Here is a 25,016-nt window from a genome sequence, read left to right on the forward strand (position 1 = left end):
GGTGCTACCGGCGGACGACGGCCACGCCGTACTGCGGTAGCTCCAGGCCACGGGACGGCTTGCCGGTGAGCAGGTCGGTGCCGTCGAGCTCGATCACGTGCGGGTCCGGGTTGTGGTTGATGACGTACGTGTCGGCCTGACTGGTGATGTTTTCCACGCCGGGCGCCGGGCGGGGCAGCTCGAGGCCGAGGCGGGCCAGCAGCGTCTCGACCAGGGCCGCCTTGCCGTCCGGGGCCAGGTCGGCCGCGACGTACCAGGCGGTGCCGTTGCTCGTGACGGCCGGCCCGCCCGCGGCCGGGCCGTCGGTGAACTCCGACTCGACCGTGGCCCCGGTCAGGCGCACGATCTCGCTCCACGTCGCCGAGGACGAGGTGACGGTGCCGGCCAGCGACGCCGGGCGGCCGGCCGTCGGGGTGAACTCCTCGATCCACAGACCCAGCGTCTGCTGCAGCGGGCCGAGGTAGCCGCCGGCCCGTACGCGCAGGTTCTCGTCGACGATGCCGCTCTGGAACGTCACCACGAGCGTGCCGCCGCCACGGGCGTACGCGTCCAGGTTGTGCAGATCCTCGTCCTTGACGAGGAAGAGCGTGGGGGCGACGACGACCTGGTACGCGGTGAGGTCGTCGCCCGGCCGCACAAAGCGGACGCGGACGCCGGCCCGGGCGAACGCCTGGTACCAGGCCGAGATCTGGGCGACGTAGTCGACGCGGGTCGGGCGGGCCGGCTGTTCGAGGGCCCACCAGCTCTCCCAGTCCATGACGATCGCGGCCTCGACCGGCGGGGCCACCACGGTGGCCGGAAGCACGTCGCTCAGCTCGGCGAGCTCGGCCCCCAGGGCGACGATCTCGCGCCAGACCCGGGTGTCCGTGCCGCTGTGCGGAACCATGCCGGAGTGGAACTGCTCGGCCCCGGCCACGGACTGGCGCCACTGGAAGTACATGATGCCGCGCGCCTCGCGGGCGATGGCCTGGTACGACCAGGCGCGCATCTGGCCCGGGCGCTTGACCGCGTTCTCGGGGCGCCAGTTGACCGCGCTCGGCGCCTGCTCCATCAGCACCCACGGCTTGTCGCCGGCCAGCGAGCGCATCAGGTCGCGGGTCATGGCCGAGGTCAGGTACGCGCTGTCGTCGGCCGGGTCGGGGTAGCTGTCGTCGGAGATGAAGTCCATCTCCCGCGCCCACTGCCAATAGTTCGCGGGCTTGAAGAAGCCCATGAAGTTGGTGGTGACGGGGATCTGCGGGGTCGCCTCGCGCAGCAGGGTGGCCTCGGCCCGGAAGCAGGCGAGCAGCTCGTCGGAGGTGAAGCGGTCGAAGTCGAGGAGCTGGGCCGGGTTCTTGAAGGTGGGTGCGTCCCGGGGCGGGAAGACCTCCTCGAACGCCGAGTACTGCTGCGACCAGAACGCGGTGCCCCACGCGTCGTTGAGGCCGTCGATGCTGCCGTACTTGTCGCGCAGCCACGAGCGGAACGCGTCGGCCGAGACGTCGCAGTAGCAGCGGCTCACATGGCAGCCGTACTCGTTGTTGATGTGCCACATCTCCAGCGCCGGGTGGGAACCGTAATGCTCGGCCAGCGCCTTCACCAGGCGGGTGGCATACCTGCGGTAAATCGGCGAGCTCGGGCAGTACTGCTGCCGGCTGCCGGTCGACAGCCGTACGCCCGAGGCCGTGACCGGAAGGATCTCGGGGTGCTCGGCCGTGAGCCACGGGGGCGGCGAGGCGGTCGCCGTGGCCAGGTCGGCCCGGACACCGGCGGCGTGCAGCTTCTCCAGCACCACGTCGAGCCACTCGAAGTCGAACTCGCCGTCGCGCGGCTCGAGCTTCGACCACGAGAAGACGCCGACGGTGGCCAGGTTGACGCCCGCGGTCCGCATGAGGGAGGCGTCCTCGTCCCACACCTCGCGCGGCCACTGCTCCGGGTTGTAGTCCCCGCCGTACCAGATCGGCATGTCTGACCCTTCCTTGCCTATGCGCGTCGCGCGGCCGTGGAGCCGCGCACTATCAGGTGGTCCTCGACCGGGGGCAGCGGCTCGCGCGGCACGTCCGGCTCGAGCCGCTCCAGGACCCGGCGGAACGCGTGCGCCCCGTGCCGGGCGAAGTCCTGGCGGACGGTGGTCAACGGCGGCGAGAAGTACGCGGCCTCGGGCATGTCGTCGTAGCCGACGACACTGACGTCGGCCGGCACGCCGAGCCCGCGCTCGATCAGGGCCCGGGTGACGCCGAGCGCGATCTGGTCGTTGGCGCAGACGACCGCCGTGGGATCGGTCAGCGACCGCGCGGCTTCGTAACCGGCGGCGGCCGACCAGTCCCGGGCGAACAGCCGATCGTGGTGCAGGGCGGTCGCGGCCTGCTCGAAGGCGTGCAGGCGGGTGCGGGCCGAGCGCCAGTCGCGCGGCCCGGCCACGTACGTCACCCGGCGGTGCCCGAGCTCGCGCAGATGGCCGGTGATGGCCAGGTGGGCCTCGACGGTGTTGGCGCCCGGCGCGTCCCCGGTGACGGTGATGAACGGGTCGGGCAGCTGCCGCTCGACCGCCTCGCGCAGCTGGTCGGTGTCGGCGATGGCGAGCACCCCGGCCACCTGCTGGCGGCCGATGCCGGCCAGCGTCCGCTCCAGCTCGAGCGGGTCGTAGGTGACCACGTCGAGCAGGTAGCCGGCCTCCCGGGCGGCCCGGCGCACGCCCTCGACGAGCTGGACCGTGCCGACCTCGAGAAGCTCGCCGGTGAGGGCCACGACCGTGCGGGACTCGCCGCGGGCCAGCAGGCGGGCGGTGAGGCTGGGCCGGTAGCCGAGCTCGCTGATCGCCCGCTCGACCCGCTCCCGCGAGGCCGGGCGCAGCGGGGAGACCCCGGACAGGTAACGGCTGACCGTCTGGTGGGAGACCTCGGCCACGCGCGCGACGTCGTAGATCGTCGGCGCTTTGGGCACTCGATCCTTACGCACCACGGGCCTGCTCCCGCCTTCGTTACCGGTAACAATTCGCACGCTAGCAGAACTGTTACCGGTAACAGAAGAGGTGGAGGGCCGCCCTCGGCGCTAGGTAAACGAGCCGGCGGCCGACGCCGGTTCGCCGGCGGCGACCGGGGTAAGAGGGGCGGATGCCCAAGACTCGCAATCTCGGCCAGGCCGCGCTCGGCCTGGTGCTCCTGACGGCCGGCACCGGCCATCTGACGACGCAGCGCGAGGAGTTCCAGGCGCAGGTGCCGTCCTGGATCCCCCTCGACCCCGACTTCGTCGTGGTCGCCTCGGGCCTGGTCGAGCTCGGCCTCGGGGCCGCGCTGCTCTCCACGTGGCGCCAGCCGGCCCGGGGCCGCCTGGGCAAACTCGTGGCGGCCTTCTTCGTCGGGGTGTTCCCCGGCAACATCGCCCAGTACGCCGAGCACAAGGACGGCTTCGGCCTCGACACCGACCGCAAGCGCGCCCTGCGCCTGCTCGGCCAGCCGGCGCTGGTGGCCTGGGCCCTGGCCGCGACCCGGAAGGGTTAGCCGCGGACGACCTGCGTGCGGGCGACGATGTCACCGATGCGGCGGCGGCTCGGCGAGGCCAGGACGACCACGAAGGCGACCAGGTAACCGAAGATGCCGTCGATGAGGCGGAAGATGGTGCGCAGGATCGCCTTGCCCACGCCCGGCGGCGTGCGGCCCGACTCGCCGTCGATCACCCGGATGCCGGTGACCATCTTGCCGACCGTGCGGCCCAGGTACGCCTCCATCAGCACGTAGTAGAGCGCCGCGACCACGAACAGCAGCAGGTTGCCGCCGGTCGCGAGCCGGGTCAGCTCACGGTTGTCGACGACGACGTCGAAGCCGAACAGCGCGGCCAGAATGTTGCCCAGCACGCCGAGCACGATGCCGTCGATGATGGTCGCCACCACCCGCCGCCCGGTCACGCGGACGTCCGGTCCCCCCGATACATAAGCCATGCAAACCATCCTCACAGGACCCACAGCCTTTAGTCGAATTAAGGGTGGTGGCGGGGTGGTCGGACGGGCTTTAGTCGAATCAAGGGCGGTGGCGGGGTGGCCGGACGGGCTTTAGTCGAATCAAGGGCGGTGGCGGGGTGGTCGAACGGGCTTTAGTCGAATCAAGGGCGGTGGCGGGGTGGTCGGATGGGGATCAGATCAACTCATAGGCGGGCGATGGCGGCCGCCGGGTTCTCCATCGCGTCGGCCACAGCGCGCATGAAGCCGGCGGCCGTGCCGCCGTCGCAGACGCGGTGGTCGAAGACGAAGCTCATCTGCGTGATCTTCCGGACCCGGATCTCGCCGTCGACCACCCACGGCCGGTCGATGATCCGGCCGAAGCCGAGGATCGCGACCTGCGGGTGGTTGATGATGGCGGCGCTGCCGTCCACATCGAACCCACCGTAGTTGTTCAGTGTGAACGTCCCGGCCGGCGCGCTCACGTTCCCCTCCCGGGCGCTCGCGGTCACCTTCCGGATCTCCTCGTCGAGCCGGGTCGTCGTCATCGACCCGGCATCGGTCACCGCCGGCACCACGAGCCCGCGGGCGCCCTGGACGGCGATGCCGAGGTCGATCCGGTCGTACTGGACGATCTCCTGGCGCTCGGTGTCGAGCCGCGAGTTCAGCACCGGGTATTCCTTGAGCGCGGCGACCACGAAACGCGCGATGTAGGCGAGGATCCCGGGTCCGGGGCGCAGGCTCTCGCGCAGCTCCCACAGCGGGGTGGCGTCGACGTCGACCCAGACCGTCGCTTCGGGGATCTCGGCCCGGCTGCGGGTCAGGGCGGCCGACACCGCCTTGCGGAAGCCGTTGAGCGGGATGCGGCGCTCCCCCGCCGTCACCTCGGCGGCGGCCGGCGGGGCGACGGCCGGCGTCAGGGCTTTCACCACGTCGGCCCGCACGATCAGCCCGCCCGGCCCGCTGCCCACCACCTTCCGCAGGTCCAGCCCGCCCTCGCGGGCGAGCCGGCGCACCAGCGGCGACACCACCAGCGGCACCCGGGAACCGGTGTGCGCGACGGCGACGGCGGCCCGCGAGGGACGGCGGCGGCGCCCGGACGGGGCCGGGGCGGCGCTGGTTCCGTACCCGATCAGGACGTTGCCGGAGCCGGCCCGCTCCTCCTCGCGGTAGGTCTCGGCCGGCGTCGCCGGGGCGACGGCCCCGACGGTCAGCAGCGGCTTGCCCACCTCGAGCACACCGCCCTCGGGCGCGTGCCGGATCGCCACCCGGCCCGCGAACGGCGTCGGCACCTCGACGAGCGACTTCGCCGTCTCCACCTCGACCACGGGCTGGTCGACGGCGACGGTGTCACCCTCGTTCACCAGCCAGCGCACCACTTCCGCCTCGGTCAGCCCCTCGCCGAGGTCGGGCAGCAGGAAGACCTGGTCCGTCACGAGTCCTCCCACTGCAGGTCGTCCACCGCTTCGAGCACCCGGTCCACATTGGGCAACTGGAAGTGCTCCAGCTTGGGCGGCGGGTACGGGATGTCGTAGCCGGTGACCCGGCGGATCGGCGCGGCCAGCGAATGGAAGCAGCGCTCGGTCACCCGGGCCACGATCTCCGAGGAGACGCTGGCGAAGCCGCTCGCCTCGGCCACCACCACGGCCCGGCCGGTCGACCGGACGGCCGCGCACACCGTCTCGTCGTCGAACGGCACGATCGAGCGCAGGTCGACCACCTGCAGGCTGCGGCCCTCACGGTCGGCCACCTCGGCCGCCTCCAGCGCGACCGGCACCGACGGGCCGTAGGCGATGAGCGTGGCGTCCGTGCCCTCACGGCGTACCACCGCCCGGCCGATGCCGGCCGGCGGCTGACCCGAGAGCTCGACCTCCTCCTTGCTCCAGTAGAGCTTCTTGGGCTCGAGGAAGACGACCGGGTCGGGCGAGGCGATCGCCTCCCGCAGCAGGCCGTACGCGTCGGAGGGCGTGGCCGGCGCGACGACGTGCAGCCCGGGAGTGTGCGCGTAGTACGCCTCGGACGAGTCGCAATGGTGCTCCACGCCGCCGATGCCACCGGCGTACGGGATCCGGATGACCATCGGCAGGCAGACCTTGCCGCGGGTCCGGTTCCGCATCTTGGCGACGTGGCTGACGATCTGCTCGAAGGCCGGGTAGGCGAACGCGTCGAACTGCATCTCGACGACCGGGCGGAGGCCGTTCATGGCCATGCCGACCGCGACGCCGACGATGCCCGACTCGGCCAGCGGCGTGTCGAAGCAGCGGTCCTCGCCGAACTCGGCGGTCAGGCCGTCGGTGATGCGGAAGACGCCGCCGAGCGGGCCCACGTCCTCACCGAAGACGACCACCGACGGGTCGGCCGCCATCGCGTCGCGCAGCGCCCGGTTGAGCGCCTGCGCCATCGAGAGCTTCTCGTGGACGGTCATACTGAGCCCTCCTTCGGCATGCCCTTCTGGCCCTCGCCTGCGACGCCGTAGGTCGGTGCGGCTGAGTGCCGCTCGGTGCAGGCGGTCATACCTGCGCCCCCTGCTCCAGAAGTTGCGGCGTCGGCTTGGCATAGACGTGCGCGAAGAGATCGGCCGGGTTGGGCTCGATGTCGCGGTTGATGCCGTCGCGCATGTGGGCCGCCTTCTTCTCGGCCGCCTCGCGCATCTCGGCCGCGGTGGAGTCGGTCACCAGGCCACGGTCGCGAAGGTGCTTCTCCAGACGGACGATCGGGTCGCGGGCCACCCACGCCGAGACCTCGTCGTCGGTGCGGTAGCGGGTGGCGTCGTCGGCGTTGGTGTGCGCCTGCATGCGGTAGGTGTGGGCCTCGACCAGCTGCGGCCCCTCACCGGCCCGGGCCCGCTCGACGGCGCCGGTCAGCACGGACAGCAGGGCGGCGGCGTCGTTTCCGTCCACGCGCTCACCCTTGATGCCGTACCCGATGCCCTTGTGGGCCAGGGACGGGGCGGCGGTCTGCCGGGACAGCGGCACGCTGATGGCGTACTCGTTGTTCTGCAGCAGGAAGACCACCGGCGCCTTGAGGACGGCGGCGAAGTTCAGCGCCTCGTGGAAGTCGCCCTCGCTCGTGCCGCCGTCGCCGCAGAGCGCCATCACCACCGTCGGCTCGTGCCGCAGCCGGGCCGCGTGGGCGACGCCGACCGCGTGCGGCAGCTGCGTGGCCAGCGGGGTGGTGTGCGGGGCGACCTTGTGCTCGTACGGATCCCAGCCGCAGTGCCAGTCGCCCTTGAGCAGGGTGAGCGCTTCGACCGGGTCGACGCCGCGCTCGACGATCGCCGCCGTGTCTCTGTAGGTCGGGAACAGCCAGTCGCCGTCGGCGAGCACCTGGGCCGCCGCGACCTGGCACGCCTCCTGCCCGTGGGACGACGGGTAGACCGCCAGCCGGCCCTGGCGGACCAGCGCGTACGCCTGCTCGTTGAGCCGTCGCGCGCTGATCAGGCCCTGTAGGGCCGTGAGCAGCGCCGCGTCGTCCGGCAGGTCTTCTCGTACGGCCCGGCCGTCGACGCCGATCAGCGTCACCGGCGTGGCCGAGGGCAGAAGGTGGTATGCGTCACCTGTCATGTGAACATGCTTCGCTCCTGGCCAATTGGTTTCCACTATCGGGGGAAAGCCGAGAAGATGTACTTTCCAAGGCAGTGATCCGGAGCCGAACGTCTCGCGGAGCGGCCTAGTGGATCGGACGGGTGAGACAAGTGGTCGACGACATCGATCGCCGCATCCTGGCCGAGCTGACCCGCGACGGGCGCATGTCGATGCGCACCCTGGCCGAGCGGCTGCACATCTCCCGGGCCAACGCCTACGCCCGGGTCGAGCGCCTGCGCGACGCCAACGTGATCCGCGGCTTCCGGGCCGACGTCGACCCGGTCGCGGCCGGCCTCGGCACGTCGGCCTACGTCACGGTCAACCTCAACCAGGCCGAGTGGCGCGACGTGGCCGACCGGCTGCGAGCGCTGCCCGGCGTCGTGCACATCGCCCTGGTCGGCGGCGAGTTCGACGTCATCATGCTGGTCCGCGCCCCGGACAACGCCGCCCTGGGCCGCCTCGTCCTCGACGAGATCCAGGGCATGCCGGGCGTGGTCAACACCCGCACCCTCCTCGTCTTCGAAGAGGCCGAACCCCCGGGCCTCGAGCCCACGGAGTGACGTCCATCTTTGCCTTTACATAGCATTGTCTCTATCTTTGACGGATGGATGACGAACCGACGGTGTTCGAGGCGCTTCCGGGGCGGCCGGCCGGGCGCAAGGACGCGTTCGAGGCGCTGCAGCGCGAGCTCGCCCAGTTGGTCGGCGTCGAGGCCGAGGTCGGGCACCGGATCAAGATCAAGCGAGCGGTCGACGCCCGGGTCAAGCAGGGCGGGCCGGTGCCGGAGGAATGGTTCGCGCCGTTGATCCGGACCGCGATCCACGATCCCGACCCCAGTTTCGTCCGGTTCTTCATCCTGCCGGCCATCCGCGCCTTCGGGCGCGAACGCGTCATGGTCGCGCTGATCGAACAGCTCGAGACCGGCAGCGCGGCCGACGCCGCGGGGGCGGCCCGCGCCTGGTACGCGGCCGCCGCCGGGGTCGAGTACAGGCGGGTCGACACCGAGATGGCCCTGGTCCGCTGGTATTTCGGCACCGCCCTGCGCCGGTTCGTCACCGACGAGGACCTCGACGTCCGCCGCTGCATCCTCCCGCTGCTTCCACTGCGGCCCGGCCACTACCCCGAGGAACTGCACGACCTGGTCACCCAGGCGGTCGCGATCGCCCGCACCTCCGACGACGGCTACCTGCGCCACCGGGTCGAGATCCAGGTCCGCTCGCGGGGCTGAGCTGCGCATGAGCGGCCCCGAGCGGGGTATTTGAAGATCGCACAACGACGGACGGAGACACCATGAGCGACGAGAAGACCGAACGCCCCGCGGTGGAGGCGGACGACGGCACGCCGATCGAGCGGGAGAAGCCCGAGCAGAGCGGCGCCGAGGAGCGGCCCGACCTCAAGGAGCACGGCAAGGCCGACTCGGCCAGCGGCACCGACGCCTAGAGCTCGGCCAGCACCTGGCCCAGCCACTCGATCGACTCGACCGTGATCGGGTCGACCACGAGTTGCAGGTGGGTCGCGCCCGCCTCGGCCATCGCGGCCAGGTGGCGGGCGATGTCGCCGGGCGGGCCCTCGACGGCCGGGGTGCGGCCGGCCCGGCCGGTGTCGCCGGGCGCGCGGACGAAGACGGCCGCGGTCGCCTCGACCTCGCCCGGTGCGCGGCCGGCGGCCGCGGCGGCCTCCTCGACCCGCGCCCGGAGGGCCGCGAAGCCCTCGGGGGTGTTCCCGTACTCGGTCGTCCAGGCGTTCCAGGCGTCCACGTGAGGCAACCCGATGCTGAGCATGCGCGGGCCGACCGAGCCGAGCCACAGCGGCGGTCCGCCCGGGCGGACCGGCGGCGGGTCGAGCGTGCAGTCGGCGGCTTCGTAGTACGTGCCGTGGAAGTCGATGTGCCCGTCGCGCAGCAGGCCGCGCACGATCGTCAGCGCCTCCTCGAAGCGGGAGACGCGGTGGTCGTACGGGAAGCCGAAGGCGTCGAACTCCCTCTTGTTCCACCCGGCGCCCAGCCCGAGGATGAGCCGGCCCCCGGAGATGGCGTCGACCGTGGCCGCCTGCTTGGCCAGCATGGCCGGGGTGTGGAAGGCGGTCGCCGCGACCAGCGGGCCCAGCTCGATGCGCTCGGTCACCGCGGCCAGCCCGGCCAGCGTCGTCCACGCCTCCCACGGGCCGCGCACGCCGCCGTCGGGCAGGTCGTAGAGCAGGTGGTCGCCCACCCAGAGCGAGTCGAAGCCGGCGTGCTCGGCGGCGCGGGCCATGGCGACGAGCTCGGCCCAGTCCACCCGGCGCTCGATCTCGGGCAGCTGGACGCCGACGCGGTACGAACGGGTCATGTCTGGAACGTACGCGAGAGCGGGGGCGGCCGAACCGGCCACCCCCGCTCTCGTCCGTCGGTTACTGAGCCAGCAGGGAGTCGTTCACCGTGGTCACCCGGCCAAGGCGCAGCGTGTAGGCGTCGGCCTCGTCGTAGGTGGCCTTCTGGTGGGCCCACTGGCGGCGGCCGTCGAGGGCGTGGAAGGAGACCTTGACCGAGCCGGGGGCGAGCTTCTCGAAGCGGAAGGAGCCGTCGGCGGCGGTAGTGGTCTGGAACTCGTTGGCGGTCTCGGTGTTGATGATGCCGACCGTGGCCCCGGCCACCGGGGCGCCGTTCTCGTCGGCGAGGTGGCCGGTCAGGGTCGCGGTCCGCAGCAGCCGCTCGTTGACGCGCAGCTTGCGGCCCTCGACGACGGTGTAGACGCGGGCCTGCTCGTAGGAGGTCACACGCGGCGAGTACTGCCGCAGGTGGCCGTTGACGAAGCTGACGACGTAGGCGTCGCCGGCCGGCACCTCGATGGAGTAGCGGCCGTCGGCCGCCGTGGTGGTAGTGAACGGGCGGGCGATCTCGGTGTCGTCGACGGTGACGGTGATGCCGGCGGCCGGACGGCCGTTCGGGGTGGTGACGAGGCCGGTGATGACGCCGGTGTCTCCATCGGATTCGGCGGCCTGCGCCGGGGCGGCGAAGGCGGTGGTGGCGACGATGGCGGCCAGGGCGGTGGTGATGACTTGACGACGGTGCACTTTCGGTCTCCCCCGTGAAGAAGTGGTGTGCGAGGAACGCTATGCGGCAAGGTCAGCGAGCGGAGTCGATGTCGTCGGCAGGTGGCACGAAACCGGTAGCTGCGAGCAATCGAGCCGCTACCAATCGACACCTCTCCGACAGTTCGGGGGGATCCAGGACCTCGAAGTCATGTCCCAGCAGAACCATGTGCATGAGGATGAAGTCGAGATTGTCGGCCCCACTGACCACTTCGGACTTCCCGTCGTCGCGCTCGTGGACGGCCGCCGCGGAGGGCGGAACGGCTGCCCGCACCACGGATGCCGGTGCATGCACCAGGAACCGGCCCTGATGCTTGTAGACCCGGCTCGCCACTCCCTCTTGGACATACGTCGCCGCGTCCGGCGCCGGGCGCGGGGTGAAGCGCCACGTCCGCGCACCCACCTCGCTCATCCGGTCGACCCGGAACGTCCGCCAGTCGTCACGCCCCAGGTCGTACGCGAACAGGTACCACCGCTTGTCCGAGGCGACCAGCCTGTACGGCTCGACCCGGCGCGGCCCGGACGGGTACGCGAAGTCGATCAGCACATGGTCGCGACAGGCCCGCGCGAGGGTCATCAGCACCTCCGGGTCGCCGGCCAGGCGGGCGCCGCCGAAGGACGAGACGGAGCCGGAGAGCGCCTTGACCGACGGCCGCAGCCGGGCCGGCAGCACCTGGTCGAGTTTCGACAGCGCGCGCAGCCCGGCCTCCCCGCCCACCCCGGCCAGCAGCGAGACGGCGGTCGCGATGGCCTCCTCGTCGTCGAGCAGCAGCGGCGGCAGCGCCTGGCCGGGGCCGAGCTGGTAGCCGCCGCCGGCGCCCTGGCCGGCGTTGACCGGGTAGCCCAGCGTGCGCAGCCGCTCGACGTCGCGGCGCACCGTGCGTGGGGTGATGCCGAGCTTGCCGGCCAGCTCGGGGCCGGTCCAGACGCGGCGCTGCTGCAGCAGGCCGAGCAGGGTGAGCACCCGTTCGGTCGTGTCCATGTCACCCACCTTGGCAGAGATAGCGGACCGATCCTGTCCGCCTGGGATGGCAGGGTGAGGGCATGGACCTCAACCGCGTACTTCGTGAGCAGTGGGAATGGCACTGGGAGAACCAGGTCGGCCCTCGGCTGGACGGGCTGACCGACGACGAGTACTTCTGGGAGCCGGTCAAGGACGTCTGGAACGTGCGGCCCCGCGGCACGTCGACGGCGCCCGTACAGGCCGGCTCGGGCGATTTCACCATCGACTTCGCCTTCCCGGAGCCGGTGCCGGCGCCCGTCACCTCGATCGCCTGGCAGCTCGGGCACGTGATCGTCGGCGTGCTGGCGATGCGGAACGCGGCGCACTTCGGGGCGCCCGCGGCCGCGTACGAGACCTGGAACTATGCCGGAAGCGCGGCCGAGGCCCGGCGGCAGCTCGACGAGCAGCTGGCGGTCTGGCTGGCCGGCGTGGCCGCGGCCGATCTCCAGCAGCCGGTCGGCCCGAAGGAGCCGTACCCGGAGGCGTCGATGGCCGAGCTCGTCCTGCACATCAACCGGGAGCTGATCCACCATCTGTCCGAGGTCTGCCTGCTACGGGACCTCTACCTCCACGCGAACGGAGCAAACCTGTGAGCAGCGAATTCCAGGTCACTTTCGACGCCCGCGACCCCAGGGCTCAAGCCGAGTTCTGGCGGCAGGTCCTCGGCTATGTCGTGCCGGCGCCGCCGGGCGTGGAGCTGCCCGAGGGCGCGGACGTCTGGGCCGCGTGGGAGGAGGCCCTCGACCGGTTCGGCGTGCCCGAGGAACGGCGCAACGGCCAGTCCGCGATCGAGGATCCGGGCGGTACGCGGCCGCGTGTCTTCTTCCAGCAGGTGCCCGAGGAGAAGGTGGTCAAGAACCGCGTCCACCTCGACGTCCGGGCCGCACCCGGCCTGCGGGGCGACGAGCGGATGGCCGCCCTCGAGACCGAGCACGACCGGCTGGTGGCGCTCGGCGCCAAGCGGTTGCGCCGGGAGGAGCCCGCTCCCCCGCTGAGCTTCGGCTTCATCGTGATGGCGGACCCCGAGGGCAACGAGTTCTGCCTGGACTGACCGCCTTGCCCGGTTGTGCGGGATCGGTCCTCCGAGTTGCGAACCGCGTTTCCTGGGGATTACGTGGGGGAAGCACCCGATCGGAGGACCCCCCATGACGTTCGGCGACGCGCCCGACCCCGCCCAGCTCGACGACACCGAGCGGATGAGCGCGGACGAGCTGCGGGAACTCCAGCTACGGCGGCTGCGGTGGACGCTGCGGCACGCGTACGACAACGTGCCGCACTACCGGCGGGCGTTCGACGCGGCCGGCGTCCACCCGGACGACTGCCGCGAGCTGGCCGACCTGGCCAAGTTCCCGACCACGAGCAAGGCCGACCTGCGCGACAACTACCCGTTCGGCATGTTCGCCGTCCCCGGCGACCGGGTGCGGCGCATCCACGCGTCGTCGGGGACGACCGGCCGGCCCACGGTGGTCGGCTACACCGAGCGCGACCTCGACACGTGGTCGACCGTGATGGCGAGATCGATCCGGGCGGCCGGCGCGCGGCCCGGGGACCGCCTCCACAACGCGTACGGCTATGGGCTTTTCACGGGGGGTCTGGGCGCCCATTACGGCGCGGAGAAGCTGGGCTGCACGGTCATCCCGGTCTCGGGCGGGATGACGCCGCGGCAGGTGCAGCTCATCACCGACTTCCAGCCGCGCGTCATCATGGTGACGCCGTCCTACATGCTCACGGTCATCGACGAGTTCGAGAAGCAGGGCCTGGACCCGCGCAAGTCGAGCCTCGAGATCGGCATCTTCGGGGCCGAGCCGTGGACCGAGCAGATGCGCCTGGAGATGGAGGAGCGGGCCGGCATCCACGCGGTCGACATCTACGGCCTCTCCGAGGTGATCGGGCCCGGCGTGGCCCAGGAGTGCGTGGAGACCAAGGACGGCCTGCACATCTGGGAGGACCACTTCTACCCGGAGATCCTCGACCCCGAGTCCGGCGAGCCGGCGGAGGAGGGCGAGTTGGTGTTCACCTCGCTGACCAAGGAAGCGATGCCGATCATCCGGTATCGCACGCGCGACCTGACCCGCCTGCTGCCGGGCACCGCGCGACCGGGGATGCGGCGGATGGAGAAGATCACCGGCCGCTCCGACGACATGATCATCCTGCGCGGGGTGAACCTCTTCCCGACCCAGATCGAGGAGATCATCCTGCGTACGCCCGGGCTGGCCCCGCACTTCCAGCTCGTGCTCACCACCCGCGGCCGGATGGACCACCTGACCGTCCAGGTCGAGGCCCGGCCCGACTGCCCGGGCGACCGGCGCGAGGCGGCCGGGGCCCAGGTGGCCCGGACCGTGAAGGACACCGTCGGCACCAGCGTCGAGGTGGTCGTGGCCGAGCCCGAGACCCTCGCCCGCTCGGCCGGGAAGATCCAGAGGCTGGTCGACCGAAGGGAGCGCTGAGGCTCATGAGCTGGTATTACCCGAAGGGCTGGACCGACCGGCAGGACGACGTGGAACAGGTCCTGATCCATTACGCGGCAACGCCTCCGGGCCAGTGGCCGGACTGGAGCTGGGGCCACGAGACGCGGGTGCTGCAGGACCTCGGCGGGTACCCGAGGCAGCGGCTGAAGGTGCTGCGGATGCCCCGCGGCGTCCGGGATCTGGAAAGCGGCCGGTCCGCGCCGGAGTACCGCTTCCACTACTACTTCGAGGTGTTCCAGGGCGGCCACCGCTGGACCACCGACCTGTTCACCGAGGACATCGTCTACCGGGACCTCGAGTACACCGACGAGAACGGCTGGATCACCCACATCTGCATCTACTGGGCGGTGGGCGACTGGGTGGCGCCGGTCTACAGCCCGATGGAGGACCCGCGGATCCCGCCGGACTCCGAGTTCCAGGCCAAGAACTACTACACCTATCAGGACAAGGAGCGCTTCCACCACGAGAAATACCAGATGCTGTACGGGCTCGACCTGCCGCACCGGTTCCATTCGCGGATGTGGGGCCCGCGCGGGGCGACCCTCGTGCAGCAGTACCACGTCGGGCGGATGTTCCCGCCGGAGGAGAAGAACGAGACCTGGCTGGGGCCGGACGGCACGTCGGCGCCGGGAGGGGGCAACTGTTGGTACCACCACCTGTGAGCGTCTTCGGCCTGCGCAAGACGTGGATCGACCCGGTGCCCGGCATCGCCATGGTGCAGGCCCACTACACCTGCTCCCCCACCGGCGTGCCGCCCGACTGGGCCGGGGCCGAGCAGGTCGTGCTGTCGCCCGGTCCTTCTAGAAGCGCCGTCTTCGAAGTGCCCCGGACGGTCGACGGCTCGACGGAGTTCTCGCTGCACCACTTCTTCTTCGTGGTGGGCGAGCACGACCGTACGACGTCTCCGGTCTTCACCGAGCCGATCGTGGCCCGCGAGGTCGTCTTCGATGACGCCACCGGCGCGTACAGCTCGGTGGGTTTTATCTGGAGCGAGGCCGACTCGCCGGTGCCCAACTACACCAGTGGGGTCACGGACGTGCCGCACGTGTTCCGGGGGCTGGTGTGGGGCGTGCGCGGAAGCACCGTCCGCTACGGCTTTCATCTCCTGGTGGGCGACGGCGAACGCTGGGACGACAACGGCGGTCACGGCTGGACCATCACCCTGTGAGGCGCTACGACCGGCCGATCCGGTGGGCCGGGAAGGGCCTGATCCGCTACACCGGCGCCCTGGACGGCCCCCTGACCCTGCACTACGGGTACGACGGCTGGTCGTCCCCGCAGGACGTGCCGATGGAGCGCGACGACGCCGGCTGGCTCGCCGCCGTGCCGGTCGGCGGGCGCCACGTCGTCGACTGCGTGGTGCGCTCGGCCCGATCCGAGCAGTGCGACAACAACGACGGGGCGGACTACCGGCTCTGGATCTCCCTCGACCCGGTCGACGCGCACACCCACGTCCGCGCCCCCGGCGGCGGGCAGCTCGGCTTCGACAGCCTGCGCACGGCCGCCTTCTCCGGTGGCATGACCCACGCGCTGGTCTGCTGGACCGAGAACGACCTGGTCGAGATCGTCGCCGAGGCCACGCCGTGGCTCACCCCGCTGGTCTGGGTGCGGCCCGGCGGGCCCGATCCGGCCGGCGTCCGCAGGCGGCTCGGCGCCGGCGCGGCGGGGCTCAAGCTCCACCCGGCGTACGACGGGTATCCGGCCGACACGCCAGGTCTGGACCCGTACCTTCGCGTGGCCGAGGAGGCCGGCGTCCCGGTGACCGTGCACAGCGCGCCCGGGCCGGCCGATCCCGACCTGATCCGGCGGCTGGCCGAGCGCTTCCCGGCAGTGCGGTTCGTGCTCTACCACACGTATCTCGGGCCGCCCGAGGGCCGGCGGCGGGCCGCGCGGCACGCCGCCGCCCTGCCCAACCTCTACCTCGAGACGTCCTGGTGCCGGTCGGCCGAGGCCGAGCGCCTGATCGACGAGGTCGGGCCCGAGCGGGTGCTGTTCGGCTCGGACGCGGCGACGGACGGGCCGGACCACTTCGTACGGCGGCCGCCGAACATCGAGATGACCGAGAACTACAACACCGGTCTCCTGCGGCTGGCGCAGCGCCTGGCGCCTTCGGTTTTCCGTGCTTTCGCGGAGTCGAACGCCCGGCGGCTCTTCGCGCTGCCACCTGGGCGTTTGGCCAAGCGGCGGCGGCTGACGCGGCGGCCGTCACTCTGACGTGGCGGTGTGGCGGGCGGGCAAGATCTCCCATGGCTCGCTATGTTGGGTCCATGACGACGACCGGCGACCGCAGGACACTCCTGCTGCGCTCGTTGTTGTCCGTTCTGCTGTTCGTGTTGCTGGCGCAGGTCGCCACGCCGCAGCGGCCGTCCGCGACGTCTTCCCCGCGGGCCGCTGTCTCCTCCTCCGCTGTGTCCGATCCCTCGTCCTCGCTCACCGAGCCCGACGAGTCCGCGGAGTCCGAGCAGGCGCCGATCGACCGCGCCACCGTCCTCAGCACACAGTTCACCGCGGGTGTCCGCGGTTCTCGCGCGCCTCCGGCCGCGTCCGCCTGATCAGCGCCTTCCCGCGCTGATCGCAGCTGCCCACGGTGGACTCGACACGCGGACGGATTGACGATCATGAACGTTGTAGCGGAGATGCTTGTTTCCTCACCGGCGCCGGCCATCTGGGCCACGCTGATGCTGCTCACCCTGCCGGCCCTGCTCCTGCTGGGCAGCCCGCAGGCGATGCGCCACCCGCGCAAGGCGGCCCAGGAGACCGTGGCCGTGCTGCGGGCCCGGAGCGCTTTCAAGAACCGCCAGGCCGAGGAGGCCGCCCAGGCGGCGCAGTTCGCCTCCGAGATCCAGGTGGCGGCCGAGCGCGCCGCGGCGAGCGCCGGCCGCTGGCAGGAGGTCTGGGAGCAGGCCGCCCAGGCGGTCAACGTCGCCTACGACGCCTGGCTGGAGGCGGACGCCCGGGTGCGCCGGGCCGCCGCGGGCGCCGTCTGGGGCACGCCCTGGTCGGCCCGGACCTGCGCGGAGTACGCGGACCGGGAGAGCTTCCTGCACCGGGCCGTCGAGGCCGCCGTCGGCCGCGGGGAGCTGCCCGCCTCGGCCCTGGCCGACGCGATGGCCGAGCGCAACGGCTGGGACGCCCGGCTCCACCAGGTCGAGCAGGAGCTGGTGATCGCCCGGGCCTCGGCCGCGTGGCTGCGTCAGCGGTACGAGCTGGCCACGGCCGCCGAGTCGGCCGCCTGGCACGATGTCTCGCTCGCCCGCAGCACCGCGAGCAGCCTGCGCGACGAGGCGCAGGCGGCCGCGATGCTGGCGGCGGCCTCGGCCCCGGTGCGGAAGAGCACCGAGGTCCGGGCGAGCCGCCGGGTGGTTCTCGCTGCGGGGAGCCTTGCTCAGATCGCGATGCGCTGACCCGGGAAGATCAGGTTCGGGTCGTCGATGATGCTCTTGTTGAGCTCGGCGAGCCGCTCCCAGCCGCCGTCGATCTGGTAGCGGTTGGCGATCTTGGCCAGGGTGTCGCCGGCGCGGACGATGTAGAAGTCGCCGGTCGTCTTCGTGGTGCTCCGGGGCGCGGCGGTCGTCGACTTGTGGGTCGTGGACGACTTGTGCGTCGTCGCCGACTTGTGCGTCGCCGACTTCTTGCTGGTCGTCGACTTCTTGGCGGTGGAGGACGACTTCTTCTCCGAGGCGCCGCCGGTGTTGGTGCCCTTGTAGCTCTTCGACGAGCCGGCCTTCTTGCCGCAGACCGGCCAGGCGCCGATGCCCTGACCGTCGAGGACCTTCTCGGCGATCGCGATCTGCTCGCCCCGGCTCGCCTTGTTGGCGGTGCTGGCGTACTTGCCGCCGCCGTAGGCCTTCCAGGTGCTCTTGGTGAACTGCAGGCCGCCGTAGAAGCCGTTGCCGGTGTTGATGCTCCAGTTGCCGCCGGACTCGCACTGGGCGACGGCGTCCCAGTTGACGCTGCCCGCGGCCTGGGCCGGCTGGGCCGCGCCGAAGAGGGCGAACGCTCCGGCCACGCCGGCGGTGGTGAGGCCGAGCGCGACGGTGTGCTTACGGTTTTGTGCCATGGAAGAACAACCTCCACGCCTACGAGGTGAGCTGTCGGGTTCGGGCTGAGGTGCCCGGCCGCGCGAGGCGGCTTCACCCCGAGGCACGCGCGGTGGCGTGCCGGAGAACGTTTGGGTCCCCCGCTCCATGCCTGAGTTGAATTCCGTCGGGCGGCGGCAGGACTCGGCGTTCCGCCCGCGGTGCCCACGATCGTGGGACCGGCCGACCGTAACCACGCCGATCGACCCTCGGCAAAGCCACGAAGGGCGATCGTGACGTTGTTCTCAGTGCGCCCGGCCGGGGAATGCGCCCGGTTCTGCCCCGTTTTGCCGTGATCACCGATCAAGGCTGCGACCAGGCCGATCAGTCCGGCGTTACCAGGCCCTGGAGCCCGACGACAACGGCGATGATGCCGAAGACGGCCAGCAGCAGCCCTCGCCCGAACGGCGCCTCCGCGGTCTTGCGGCCCGTCAGCCGGTCCCACAGCAGGGCGACCCCGACCGCGATGCCGACCACCTCGAAGTGGAAGACGTGCGGCCCGTCGAAGAGGTGGACCAGCAGGTAGTAACCGCCGGCGACCAGGGCCACGACGCCGACCACCCAGCCCCACGGCGCGACCCGGTCGGCGAACGTGCCGAACCCGCCGCCGACGCGCGGAATCTGCCGCAGCAGGGCCGCGGCGAGCAGCAAACCGCCGAGAATGTTCGCGAGATCCAGCAACAGCGCCATCAGCATGCCTCCCGGTTACCCATACGGGAGCGCTCCCATGTCGGGTTCAACGCTTCATCACTTCCAATACGAGCAGTCGGCGCAGAACCGCTGATGCGGGATCGTGAAGGCCAGGCAGCAGGTCCGGCGGCGCACCCGCTCGGTGTTCCAGTCGACCAGGTGGGCCACGTCGAGCATGCGCAGCACCTGGCCGGTCGTCTCCCCCGGCGGCGCGCCCGCCACCGTCGAGGCGCGCTGGGCCGCGTGGGCGATACCCGCCGACAGCGAGCCCAGAAGCAGGCGGCGGCTGACCCGGGCCGCGCCCTGGACCGCGTCCAGCAGCGGCGTGACGTGCTCGTCGAGCAGGGTCCGGCGCAGGGTGGCCAGCAAGGCGGCCTCGTCGCTGACCACGGAGACCCGCGGCTCGCCGCGGCCGGCCAGCGGGTCGTCCGGCAGCACCGAGACCGGGATGTCCTCCCGCAGGCCGAGCCGCGCCGGGGCGTACCGGTCGTCGAACCGCACCAGAACCTGGGCCGTCGTGAGATGCGGCACCCGGCGCGCGGCCACCCAGCCGAAGACGGCGGGCACCCCCAGCCAGTAGGAGTACGCCTTCCAGATCAGCGCCGCCGACACGTGCGGTTGCGCGGCCCGCCAGCGCCGGCGGCCCGCCTCGAGCAGCACCTCGACGCCGTCCCCCGCGAAATCACCGGCCGGGATCCAGCCATCGAGATCCGTCACCAGCAGATCGGCCGCGAGCCCCGGCACCCGGGTACTGGAGCCGTACCCACCCGCGATCGCGGCAAGAATCGGCGCGTCCACGAGATCTCCCACCGCTCAGGTATACCCGCCGCGCCCCTGCGGTATCCGACGCTCCGCAGTGGACGCTAGTTTGACCAGGTGAAGATCGGCGTCAACCTCCCGCAGACCACCACATACGACCTAGCGCACGACGTCACCGCGTTCGCCCGCGCGGCGGAAGACCTCGGCTTCGACAGCCTGTGGGCGTACGAACGGGTGCTGACACCGGAGGACCAGAGCGGCTCCCACGGTTTGTACGGAATGCCGGACGTCCCCTGGCCGGAGCGGTACGGCTACACGACGGATCCCCTGGTCACCCTGACGTTGGCGGCGGCCGTGACGTCGCGGGCCGAACTGGGCACCGGCGTCCTCGTACCGCCGCTGCACCTGCCCGTCCGCCTGGCCAAGACCCTCGCCGCCCTCGACGCCGCCGGCAACGGCCGCCTCATCGCCGGCCTCGGCGCCGGCTGGTCCATCGACGAATTCGAAGCCACCGCTCCCCGCCCGCTGACCGAGCGCGGCGCCGCCCTCGACGAGTTCCTCGACGTCGCGGACGCCGTCTGGTCCCCCGACCCCGTCTCCTTCGACAACGGCCGGTACCACATCAAATCGGCCCGCATCAACCCGAAACCGACCCGGCGCATCCCGCTCTTCCTCGGCGGCCGCGGCGAGCCGGCACTGCGCCGCATCGCCCGCCGCGCCGACGGCTGGCTGCCCACCGCCACCCCGCCCCCGCAGGTCGCCGACACCCTCGGCCGCCTCCGCGACATGGCCTCCGCCGCCGGCCGCGACCCCGCGGCGATCTCCTGCATCTTCCAGGTCGGCGTCGCCACCACCCCGTCGATCCCCCAGCTCATCGACGACATCGGCGCCCTGTCCGAAGCCGGCGTCGACCACGTCTATGTCACCCTGCCGTCAGCGCTGTCGTCCCTCGCCGAGCTGACCGACACCGCGGCCGCCCTGATGTCCGCCGCCACCGACGCCAACCTCCACTGACTCCCACCGCCGCCCCCGCTGTCGCAGACCTCGCTCACGCCGGAAGCGCGGCCGGCGCGACGGGATGCGCCGGACCTCGCCCACCCCGGCAGCGCGGCCGCCACGGCGGGATTTCGCTCGTGCCAGGGCACGACGGGGGCGGCGGATGTCGCGGACCTCGCTCACGGCGGCGCGACCGGGACGACAAGATGCCGCGAACCTCGCTTACCCGGGGCGCGGCCGAGACGACGAGATGTCGCTCATGCCAGGGCACGACCGTGGCCACGGATGCCGTAGACCTCGCTCACGGCGAAGGCGCTACCGGGCCGACAGGAGCACGCGGACCTCCCTCACGGGGCGCGGCGGGGCGGGGCGATGGATGTCGCTCACGCCGGGGCGCGACCAGGCGCGCCGCGCGGGGAGTCAGGAGACCGGGTTCCGGTGCAGGCGGCGGAGCGCCAGCGCAAGTTGGAGGCGCAGGCGGCCCTGGGGTTCGCGCGGATCCCAGCCGAGCAGGGGCTGGGAGTGGGCGAGACGGTCCTGGAGCGTGGAGTGGTGCACACGCAGAGCGGAGGCGGCCGCGCGCAGGCTGGCCGCCTCGGCCACGGCGTCCAGGGTGCGCAGCATCCAGGGGGCCGACGCGGCGGCCCGCTCGAGGGCCCGGACGTCCGGGTGGGGCTCCGTGGCGGGTCCGATCGCCGGGGCCAGCAGCACCAGGCCCCCCAGCTGCTCGGCGTGGACCACGCGACGGCCGGGGTCCTGGTCGGTGTCTTCGGCGGTGAAGCGGAGTGCGACCTGCGCCGCGGCCCAGGACTCCGGCAAATCCTTCACCAGCACGGCCGGGCCGACACCAGCCCGCTCGGCGGCGAGCACATCGGCCGGATCACCCCGGCGAGCGCCGTCGCCGTGCGGGGAGTTCGGAGGGCTCACCGCCGGGACCACACGCGGCACGCCGTCCGACGGCGCGGCGGGACCCCGAGCCGGCGGGTTCGGGGGGCTCGCCGCCGGGATGAGGCGGGGTATGCCGCCGGGGAGGGCTACGGCTCGTACGGCGTCGGTGGGGTGGAAGCCGAGGCGGGACGCCGCGCGCAGGCGGAGGGGCTCGAGGGCCTCGCGGTCGACGGCGAGCTCGGCTGAGGCCGGGTCGGGGCGGGCGGCGTGGCCGCGGGTGCGGTCGAGGACCGCGCGGGCGGCCGCTGCCGCCCGCTCCAGCACCATCGCCTCGATCGGGCCGGGGGTGCCGGGCCGCTCGAGCGACAGGGTGGCGCCCTCGCCGACCGGCGCCGACATCCAGATCGGGTCGGCGGGGCCACCGGAGGCGGAGGAGCCGTCCGGCTCGACCCGTACCCGGACGTGGCGCTCGTCGTCGTCCAGCCGGGCCGGGCAACCGGCCAGGACGGCCGCGCCGCGGACGATGGCGCGCAGCCCGGCCCGTTCCTCGGCCAGCCGGTCGAAGTAGGCGATGACGCGTACCGCCGCGCCGGCATCGGGGTCCAGCGCGGCCAGGCGTACGGCAAGGTCTTTCACCCTCGTCATCCTCCCCCGCCGCCGCCGTCGTGACCAGGTCTCAGACCCCCAGCAGCCGCTTCAGCCAGCGCAGGCGGGCGGCCCGGGCCTCCTGGGAGATGGCGGCCTGCGGGGCGAGGCCGTCGAAGCCGTGGAAGCCACCCGGCCAGACGTGCAGCTCGGCGCGGCCGCCGGACTGCCAGATGCGGCCGGCGTACGCGACGTCCTCGTCCCGGAAGGTCTCGGCCGAGCCGACGTCGATGAAGGCGGGCGGCAGGCCGGACAGGTCGGTGGCGCGGGCCGGGGCGGCGTAGGGGGAGACGTCGGGGCCGCCGCGGGCGTCGCCGAGCAGAGCGGTCCAGCCGGTGTCGTTCGCGGTGCGGTCCCAGACGCCCAGGCCGGCCATCTGCCGGGCCGACGGGGTGTCGTTGCGGTCGTCGATCATCGGGCAGAGCAGCATCTGGCCGGCCAGGCCGGGGCCGCCCCGGTCGCGGGCCATCAGGGCCACGGCCGCGGCGAGACCACCGCCGGCGCTGGCCCCGGCGATCACCAGCTGGGCCGGGTCGATGCCGAGCTCGGCCGCGTGGGCGGCGGTCCAGACCAGGCCGGCGTAACAGTCCTCGACCGGTGCCGGATGCGGGTGTTCGGGGGCGAGGCGGTACTCCACCGAGACGATGACGGCCGGCACCTCGGTGGCCCAGTCCTGCAGCGCGTCGACGCCGGACCGGTTGTTGCCGACGATCATGCCGCCGCCGTGCGTGTGGTAGATGCCCGGCAGCGCGGTGGTGGCGCCGGCCGGGGTCAGGATCAGCAGCTCGACGTCGGGGTCGCCGGCCGGGCCGGGCACCAGGCGGCGGGCCACGGTGAACGTGCCGTCGCGGGACAGCTGCTCGTCGCTGAGGTCGGCCATGACGCCGCCCTCCCGCATCGACGGGATCATCTCGGCGGTCCACGCCGACGGCAGCTGCTGGCTGATCACGTCGAGCGCGGCGGCCAGCTCGGGATCGAACGGCGGAGGCGGCAGAACGGTCGTCACGGGAACCCCTTTGTTGCGGGAATGTTTCCCCCATCCTGGGTCCCGGCCCCCGCCGTTATCGAGCGCCGGGCGGCGGAACTTTCCCGCCACCCGGCGGATCCGGCCGGTTCCTCACGCACCGAAGGCGGCGCGGGTGATCGGCTGCCAGTCGCGCCAGGTCTTCAGGCGGTCCTCGTAGATGGCCTCGATCTCCGGGAAGACGTCGCCCAGGATGAGTCGGCGCGGCGGATCGGCGGCGTCGACGAGGGTGAAGATGGCCGGCACGGTGGCGGCCGGGTCGCCCACCCGGAACTCCGGCGCGGTCGCTTCACGGGCCCGGTCGTAGTCGGATAGCGGAGCGCTGGTCCGCAGACCGCGCGAGGCGAAGTCGGTCGCGTACGGCCCCGGCTCGACCATCGTGATGTGGAAGCCGAAACCCTCGGTCTCCAGCGCGAGCGCCTCGCTGAGGCCCTCGACCGCCCACTTGGAGGCGTGGTAGGCGCCGAAGCCGGGGTAGGCCCGGACGCCCCCCTCGCTGGTCACCTGCAGCAGATGCCCGCTGCCCTGCCGGCGCAGGACGGGAAGCACGGCCTGCGTCACCCAGACCGTGCCGAAGAAGTTGGTTTCCATCTCCTGGCGCAGCTCGCGCTCGGTGACCTCCTCGACCATGCCGACGTGGCCGAAGCCGGCGTTGTTGACGACGACGTCGATGCGGCCGAAGCGCCGGACCGCGTCCTCGACGGCCGCGAAGACACCTTCGCGGTCGGTGACGTCGAGCTCCCGGGCCAGGACGGACTCACCGAAGCGGGCGACGAGGTCGTCGAGCGGAGCTATGTTCCGAGCGGTGGCGACGACGCGGTCGCCTCGCTGCAGGGCGGCCTCGGCCCAGAGGCGGCCGAAGCCGCTGGACGTACCGGTGAAGAACCAGACTTTGCTCATACCCTTGAGTCAAGAGCAGATCGCTCCATGCCACCAGCGAATGTCTGGCAGATCAGGTATTCCAGACAGGCATACTGGCGGCATGAGCCTCGATGTTCATCCGCAATTGCTCCGGGCGCTGCGGGCGGTCCTGGAGACCGGGTCGCTCACCGCCGCGTCGGAGCGGCTCGGGTTCACCCAGTCGGCGCTCTCCAAGCAGATCACCGCGCTCGAGGCGGCCGCCGGCACTCAGCTGTTCCGCCGCGGCCCGCGTGGAGTGGAGCCGACCGAGGCGGGGCACCGGCTGGCGGCCCGGGCCGTCACGGTCCTCGACGAGCTCGACGCGGCCGGGCGCGAGCTGGCGAACCTGGCGGCGCCGATCGGGGGCCGGGTCGTGCTCGGTGGCTTTCCCACCACCGCGATGCGGCTGGTGCCCCGGACGGTCGCGCGCGTGCGTTCCGCGTACCCCTCGGTTGAGATCGAGTTCCTGGAGTCGTCGACGCCGGTGCAGTTGCGGCGGTTGCGGGCCGGCCGCCTGGATCTCGCGCTGCTGGCGTCGGGTGAGGGCCTGCCCGGCTGGGACCTGACCGGCGTCGAGACCGAACGGCTGCCGGCCGGCCCGCTCCTGGTGGCCGTCGGCCGCCGGCACCGCCTGGCCCGGGCCGAGCGGGTCACGGTGGCCGACCTGGAGGACGAGGAGTGGATCGCCGGGCGCGGCGCTCGCGGCGAACCACAGTTCGGGCCGTGGCCCACGCTGCGGCAGCCGAAGGTGGTGGCCGAGCTGGGCGAGTGGTCGACCCGATTCGGCTTCGTCGCGGCCGGCCTCGGCATCACCACCGTGCCCACGCTGGGCGCCGGTGCCCTGCCCGACAGCGTCGTCGCCGTCGAAGTGGACGACCCCGGCTGGACGGGCCGTTCGCTGCTGCTGGCCCGCATCGGCGCCCTCACCGGCCCGTCCGCGGCCGTCCGCTCGGCCTTGTTCGCGGAGGCCCGCACCATCGCCGACCGCTGACCAGCGC

29 protein-coding genes and 1 riboswitch are annotated in these 25,016 nt (G+C 72.2%); of the genes, 14 read left to right on the forward strand and 15 right to left on the reverse strand.

The window, feature by feature from the left end:
- Positions 1–4: 4 nt before the first annotated feature.
- Positions 5–1,945 (reverse strand): beta-galactosidase, encoded by a 1,941-nt coding sequence (locus tag AB0J66_RS07820; protein ID WP_364656981.1) that lies wholly within the window; start codon positions 1,943–1,945, stop codon positions 5–7.
- 17 nt (positions 1,946–1,962) lie between these two features.
- On the reverse strand, positions 1,963–2,937 hold the full coding sequence (locus AB0J66_RS07825) for a substrate-binding domain-containing protein (protein ID WP_364656984.1): 975 nt from the start codon (positions 2,935–2,937) through the stop codon (positions 1,963–1,965).
- Between the two features lie 155 nt (positions 2,938–3,092).
- On the opposite strand from AB0J66_RS07825, the gene AB0J66_RS07830 reads away from it, so the two are divergent.
- Complete coding sequence (locus AB0J66_RS07830) at positions 3,093–3,479, forward strand: hypothetical protein (RefSeq protein ID WP_364656986.1); 387 nt, start codon at positions 3,093–3,095, stop codon at positions 3,477–3,479.
- Here the strand turns inward: AB0J66_RS07830 and AB0J66_RS07835 are convergent.
- The 4 genes from AB0J66_RS07835 to pdhA all read right to left on the reverse strand — a co-directional run bounded on the left by AB0J66_RS07835 (position 3,476) and on the right by pdhA (position 7,476).
- Positions 3,476–3,916 carry an RDD family protein gene (locus AB0J66_RS07835; protein WP_364656989.1) on the reverse strand — a complete coding sequence of 147 codons (441 nt, stop codon included), beginning with the start codon at positions 3,914–3,916 and terminating at the stop codon, positions 3,476–3,478. The two genes, AB0J66_RS07830 and AB0J66_RS07835, sit on opposite strands and share 4 nt — an antisense overlap.
- Before the next feature lie 203 nt (positions 3,917–4,119).
- Positions 4,120–5,349, reverse strand: coding sequence for a dihydrolipoamide acetyltransferase family protein (locus tag AB0J66_RS07840; RefSeq protein WP_364656991.1), 1,230 nt, complete (start codon positions 5,347–5,349; stop codon positions 4,120–4,122).
- Positions 5,346–6,338 (reverse strand): alpha-ketoacid dehydrogenase subunit beta, encoded by a 993-nt coding sequence (locus tag AB0J66_RS07845; protein WP_364656992.1) that lies wholly within the window; start codon positions 6,336–6,338, stop codon positions 5,346–5,348. The genes AB0J66_RS07840 and AB0J66_RS07845 overlap by 4 nt, the downstream gene beginning before the upstream one ends.
- Positions 6,339–6,423: 85 nt before the next feature.
- Positions 6,424–7,476 (reverse strand): pyruvate dehydrogenase (acetyl-transferring) E1 component subunit alpha, encoded by a 1,053-nt coding sequence (gene pdhA / locus AB0J66_RS07850; protein ID WP_364656994.1) that lies wholly within the window; start codon positions 7,474–7,476, stop codon positions 6,424–6,426.
- Between the two features lie 122 nt (positions 7,477–7,598).
- On the opposite strand from pdhA, the gene AB0J66_RS07855 reads away from it, so the two are divergent.
- The 3 genes from AB0J66_RS07855 to AB0J66_RS07865 all read left to right on the forward strand — a co-directional run bounded on the left by AB0J66_RS07855 (position 7,599) and on the right by AB0J66_RS07865 (position 8,937).
- Positions 7,599–8,057 (forward strand): Lrp/AsnC family transcriptional regulator, encoded by a 459-nt coding sequence (locus AB0J66_RS07855; protein ID WP_364656996.1) that lies wholly within the window; start codon positions 7,599–7,601, stop codon positions 8,055–8,057.
- A 44-nt stretch (positions 8,058–8,101) separates the two neighbouring features.
- Complete coding sequence (locus AB0J66_RS07860; protein ID WP_364656998.1) at positions 8,102–8,725, forward strand: hypothetical protein; 624 nt, start codon at positions 8,102–8,104, stop codon at positions 8,723–8,725.
- 62 nt (positions 8,726–8,787) lie between these two features.
- Positions 8,788–8,937, forward strand: coding sequence for a hypothetical protein (locus AB0J66_RS07865; protein ID WP_364657000.1), 150 nt, complete (start codon positions 8,788–8,790; stop codon positions 8,935–8,937).
- Here AB0J66_RS07865 and AB0J66_RS07870 read toward each other — a convergent pair.
- From AB0J66_RS07870 to AB0J66_RS07880, 3 genes are all read right to left on the reverse strand, one after another.
- Complete coding sequence (locus tag AB0J66_RS07870) at positions 8,934–9,824, reverse strand: LLM class flavin-dependent oxidoreductase (RefSeq protein ID WP_364657002.1); 891 nt, start codon at positions 9,822–9,824, stop codon at positions 8,934–8,936. The genes AB0J66_RS07865 and AB0J66_RS07870 overlap by 4 nt on opposite strands.
- A gap of 61 nt (positions 9,825–9,885) precedes the next feature.
- Positions 9,886–10,548, reverse strand: a complete 663-nt coding sequence (locus AB0J66_RS07875; RefSeq protein ID WP_364657003.1) for a carboxypeptidase-like regulatory domain-containing protein — start codon at positions 10,546–10,548, stop codon at positions 9,886–9,888.
- A 52-nt stretch (positions 10,549–10,600) separates the two neighbouring features.
- The gene (locus AB0J66_RS07880; RefSeq protein ID WP_364657006.1) at positions 10,601–11,548 is read right to left on the reverse strand and encodes a WYL domain-containing protein; all 948 of its coding nucleotides are present in this window, start codon (positions 11,546–11,548) and stop codon (positions 10,601–10,603) included.
- A 62-nt stretch (positions 11,549–11,610) separates the two neighbouring features.
- Here AB0J66_RS07880 and AB0J66_RS07885 point away from each other — a divergent pair, with 62 nt between their 5' ends.
- The 8 genes from AB0J66_RS07885 (at position 11,611) to AB0J66_RS07920 (ending at position 17,441) form a co-directional block, all read left to right on the forward strand.
- A complete protein-coding gene (locus AB0J66_RS07885) occupies positions 11,611–12,162 on the forward strand; it encodes a DinB family protein (protein WP_364657008.1) in 552 nt (183 codons plus the stop codon).
- A complete protein-coding gene (locus AB0J66_RS07890; RefSeq protein ID WP_364657010.1) occupies positions 12,159–12,620 on the forward strand; it encodes a VOC family protein in 462 nt (153 codons plus the stop codon). The genes AB0J66_RS07885 and AB0J66_RS07890 overlap by 4 nt, the downstream gene beginning before the upstream one ends.
- A gap of 94 nt (positions 12,621–12,714) precedes the next feature.
- Complete coding sequence (gene paaK / locus AB0J66_RS07895) at positions 12,715–14,016, forward strand: phenylacetate--CoA ligase PaaK (RefSeq protein WP_364657013.1); 1,302 nt, start codon at positions 12,715–12,717, stop codon at positions 14,014–14,016.
- Positions 14,017–14,021: 5 nt separating this feature from the next.
- Entirely contained in the window at positions 14,022–14,699 is a 678-nt protein-coding gene (locus AB0J66_RS07900; RefSeq protein ID WP_364657014.1) for a hypothetical protein, read from the forward strand.
- Positions 14,696–15,205, forward strand: a complete 510-nt coding sequence (locus AB0J66_RS07905; RefSeq protein WP_364657016.1) for a hypothetical protein — start codon at positions 14,696–14,698, stop codon at positions 15,203–15,205. The genes AB0J66_RS07900 and AB0J66_RS07905 overlap by 4 nt, the downstream gene beginning before the upstream one ends.
- Complete coding sequence (locus AB0J66_RS07910; protein ID WP_364657019.1) at positions 15,202–16,251, forward strand: amidohydrolase family protein; 1,050 nt, start codon at positions 15,202–15,204, stop codon at positions 16,249–16,251. Before AB0J66_RS07905 ends, AB0J66_RS07910 begins: the two co-directional genes overlap by 4 nt.
- A 53-nt stretch (positions 16,252–16,304) precedes the next feature.
- Positions 16,305–16,589, forward strand: coding sequence for a hypothetical protein (locus AB0J66_RS07915; protein WP_364657021.1), 285 nt, complete (start codon positions 16,305–16,307; stop codon positions 16,587–16,589).
- A gap of 66 nt (positions 16,590–16,655) precedes the next feature.
- Positions 16,656–17,441, forward strand: coding sequence for a hypothetical protein (locus AB0J66_RS07920; protein WP_364657023.1), 786 nt, complete (start codon positions 16,656–16,658; stop codon positions 17,439–17,441).
- On the opposite strand, the gene AB0J66_RS07925 is transcribed toward AB0J66_RS07920, so the two are convergent.
- From AB0J66_RS07925 to AB0J66_RS07935, 3 genes are all read right to left on the reverse strand, one after another.
- Positions 17,423–18,097 (reverse strand): transglycosylase family protein, encoded by a 675-nt coding sequence (locus AB0J66_RS07925; protein WP_364657025.1) that lies wholly within the window; start codon positions 18,095–18,097, stop codon positions 17,423–17,425. The two genes, AB0J66_RS07920 and AB0J66_RS07925, sit on opposite strands and share 19 nt — an antisense overlap.
- Before the next feature lie 2 nt (positions 18,098–18,099).
- Positions 18,100–18,256: riboswitch (cyclic di-AMP (ydaO/yuaA leader) on the reverse strand.
- 184 nt (positions 18,257–18,440) lie between these two features.
- Complete coding sequence (locus tag AB0J66_RS07930) at positions 18,441–18,806, reverse strand: hypothetical protein (protein WP_364657028.1); 366 nt, start codon at positions 18,804–18,806, stop codon at positions 18,441–18,443.
- A gap of 57 nt (positions 18,807–18,863) precedes the next feature.
- A complete protein-coding gene (locus AB0J66_RS07935; protein ID WP_364657029.1) occupies positions 18,864–19,616 on the reverse strand; it encodes a (2Fe-2S)-binding protein in 753 nt (250 codons plus the stop codon).
- A gap of 66 nt (positions 19,617–19,682) precedes the next feature.
- Between AB0J66_RS07935 and AB0J66_RS07940 the strand changes: the two genes are divergently transcribed.
- Positions 19,683–20,579 carry an LLM class F420-dependent oxidoreductase gene (locus AB0J66_RS07940; protein ID WP_364657031.1) on the forward strand — a complete coding sequence of 299 codons (897 nt, stop codon included), beginning with the start codon at positions 19,683–19,685 and terminating at the stop codon, positions 20,577–20,579.
- 402 nt (positions 20,580–20,981) lie between these two features.
- Here AB0J66_RS07940 and AB0J66_RS07945 read toward each other — a convergent pair whose 3' ends face one another.
- From AB0J66_RS07945 to AB0J66_RS07955, 3 genes are all read right to left on the reverse strand, one after another.
- A complete protein-coding gene (locus AB0J66_RS07945) occupies positions 20,982–22,085 on the reverse strand; it encodes a helix-turn-helix domain-containing protein (protein WP_364657033.1) in 1,104 nt (367 codons plus the stop codon).
- A 40-nt stretch (positions 22,086–22,125) separates the two neighbouring features.
- Positions 22,126–23,100 carry an alpha/beta hydrolase gene (locus AB0J66_RS07950; protein WP_364657035.1) on the reverse strand — a complete coding sequence of 325 codons (975 nt, stop codon included), beginning with the start codon at positions 23,098–23,100 and terminating at the stop codon, positions 22,126–22,128.
- A gap of 111 nt (positions 23,101–23,211) precedes the next feature.
- The gene (locus AB0J66_RS07955; protein ID WP_364657037.1) at positions 23,212–24,018 is read right to left on the reverse strand and encodes an SDR family NAD(P)-dependent oxidoreductase; all 807 of its coding nucleotides are present in this window, start codon (positions 24,016–24,018) and stop codon (positions 23,212–23,214) included.
- A gap of 82 nt (positions 24,019–24,100) precedes the next feature.
- Between AB0J66_RS07955 and AB0J66_RS07960 the strand changes: the two genes are divergently transcribed.
- Positions 24,101–25,009 (forward strand): LysR family transcriptional regulator, encoded by a 909-nt coding sequence (locus tag AB0J66_RS07960; RefSeq protein WP_364657039.1) that lies wholly within the window; start codon positions 24,101–24,103, stop codon positions 25,007–25,009.
- Positions 25,010–25,016 lie beyond the last annotated feature (7 nt).

The organism is Actinoplanes sp. NPDC049598, from assembly GCF_040675435.1.
Classification (GTDB): domain Bacteria; phylum Actinomycetota; class Actinomycetes; order Mycobacteriales; family Micromonosporaceae; genus Actinoplanes.

Coding starts and splice junctions, on each gene's coding strand:
- AB0J66_RS07820 (WP_364656981.1), bottom strand. CDS start 1,945: ATGCCGATCTGGTACGGCGGGGACTACAACCCGGAGCAGTGGCCGCGC.
- AB0J66_RS07830 (WP_364656986.1), top strand. CDS start 3,093: ATGCCCAAGACTCGCAATCTCGGCCAGGCCGCGCTCGGCCTGGTGCTC.
- AB0J66_RS07835 (WP_364656989.1), bottom strand. CDS start 3,916: ATGGCTTATGTATCGGGGGGACCGGACGTCCGCGTGACCGGGCGGCGG.
- AB0J66_RS07845 (WP_364656992.1), bottom strand. CDS start 6,338: ATGACCGTCCACGAGAAGCTCTCGATGGCGCAGGCGCTCAACCGGGCG.
- pdhA (WP_364656994.1), bottom strand. CDS start 7,476: ATGACAGGTGACGCATACCACCTTCTGCCCTCGGCCACGCCGGTGACG.
- AB0J66_RS07860 (WP_364656998.1), top strand. CDS start 8,102: ATGGATGACGAACCGACGGTGTTCGAGGCGCTTCCGGGGCGGCCGGCC.
- AB0J66_RS07865 (WP_364657000.1), top strand. CDS start 8,788: ATGAGCGACGAGAAGACCGAACGCCCCGCGGTGGAGGCGGACGACGGC.
- AB0J66_RS07870 (WP_364657002.1), bottom strand. CDS start 9,824: ATGACCCGTTCGTACCGCGTCGGCGTCCAGCTGCCCGAGATCGAGCGC.
- AB0J66_RS07880 (WP_364657006.1), bottom strand. CDS start 11,548: ATGGACACGACCGAACGGGTGCTCACCCTGCTCGGCCTGCTGCAGCAG.
- AB0J66_RS07885 (WP_364657008.1), top strand. CDS start 11,611: ATGGACCTCAACCGCGTACTTCGTGAGCAGTGGGAATGGCACTGGGAG.
- paaK (WP_364657013.1), top strand. CDS start 12,715: ATGACGTTCGGCGACGCGCCCGACCCCGCCCAGCTCGACGACACCGAG.
- AB0J66_RS07900 (WP_364657014.1), top strand. CDS start 14,022: ATGAGCTGGTATTACCCGAAGGGCTGGACCGACCGGCAGGACGACGTG.
- AB0J66_RS07915 (WP_364657021.1), top strand. CDS start 16,305: ATGACGACGACCGGCGACCGCAGGACACTCCTGCTGCGCTCGTTGTTG.
- AB0J66_RS07920 (WP_364657023.1), top strand. CDS start 16,656: ATGAACGTTGTAGCGGAGATGCTTGTTTCCTCACCGGCGCCGGCCATC.
- AB0J66_RS07925 (WP_364657025.1), bottom strand. CDS start 18,097: ATGGCACAAAACCGTAAGCACACCGTCGCGCTCGGCCTCACCACCGCC.
- AB0J66_RS07930 (WP_364657028.1), bottom strand. CDS start 18,806: ATGGCGCTGTTGCTGGATCTCGCGAACATTCTCGGCGGTTTGCTGCTC.
- AB0J66_RS07955 (WP_364657037.1), bottom strand. CDS start 24,018: ATGAGCAAAGTCTGGTTCTTCACCGGTACGTCCAGCGGCTTCGGCCGC.
- AB0J66_RS07960 (WP_364657039.1), top strand. CDS start 24,101: ATGAGCCTCGATGTTCATCCGCAATTGCTCCGGGCGCTGCGGGCGGTC.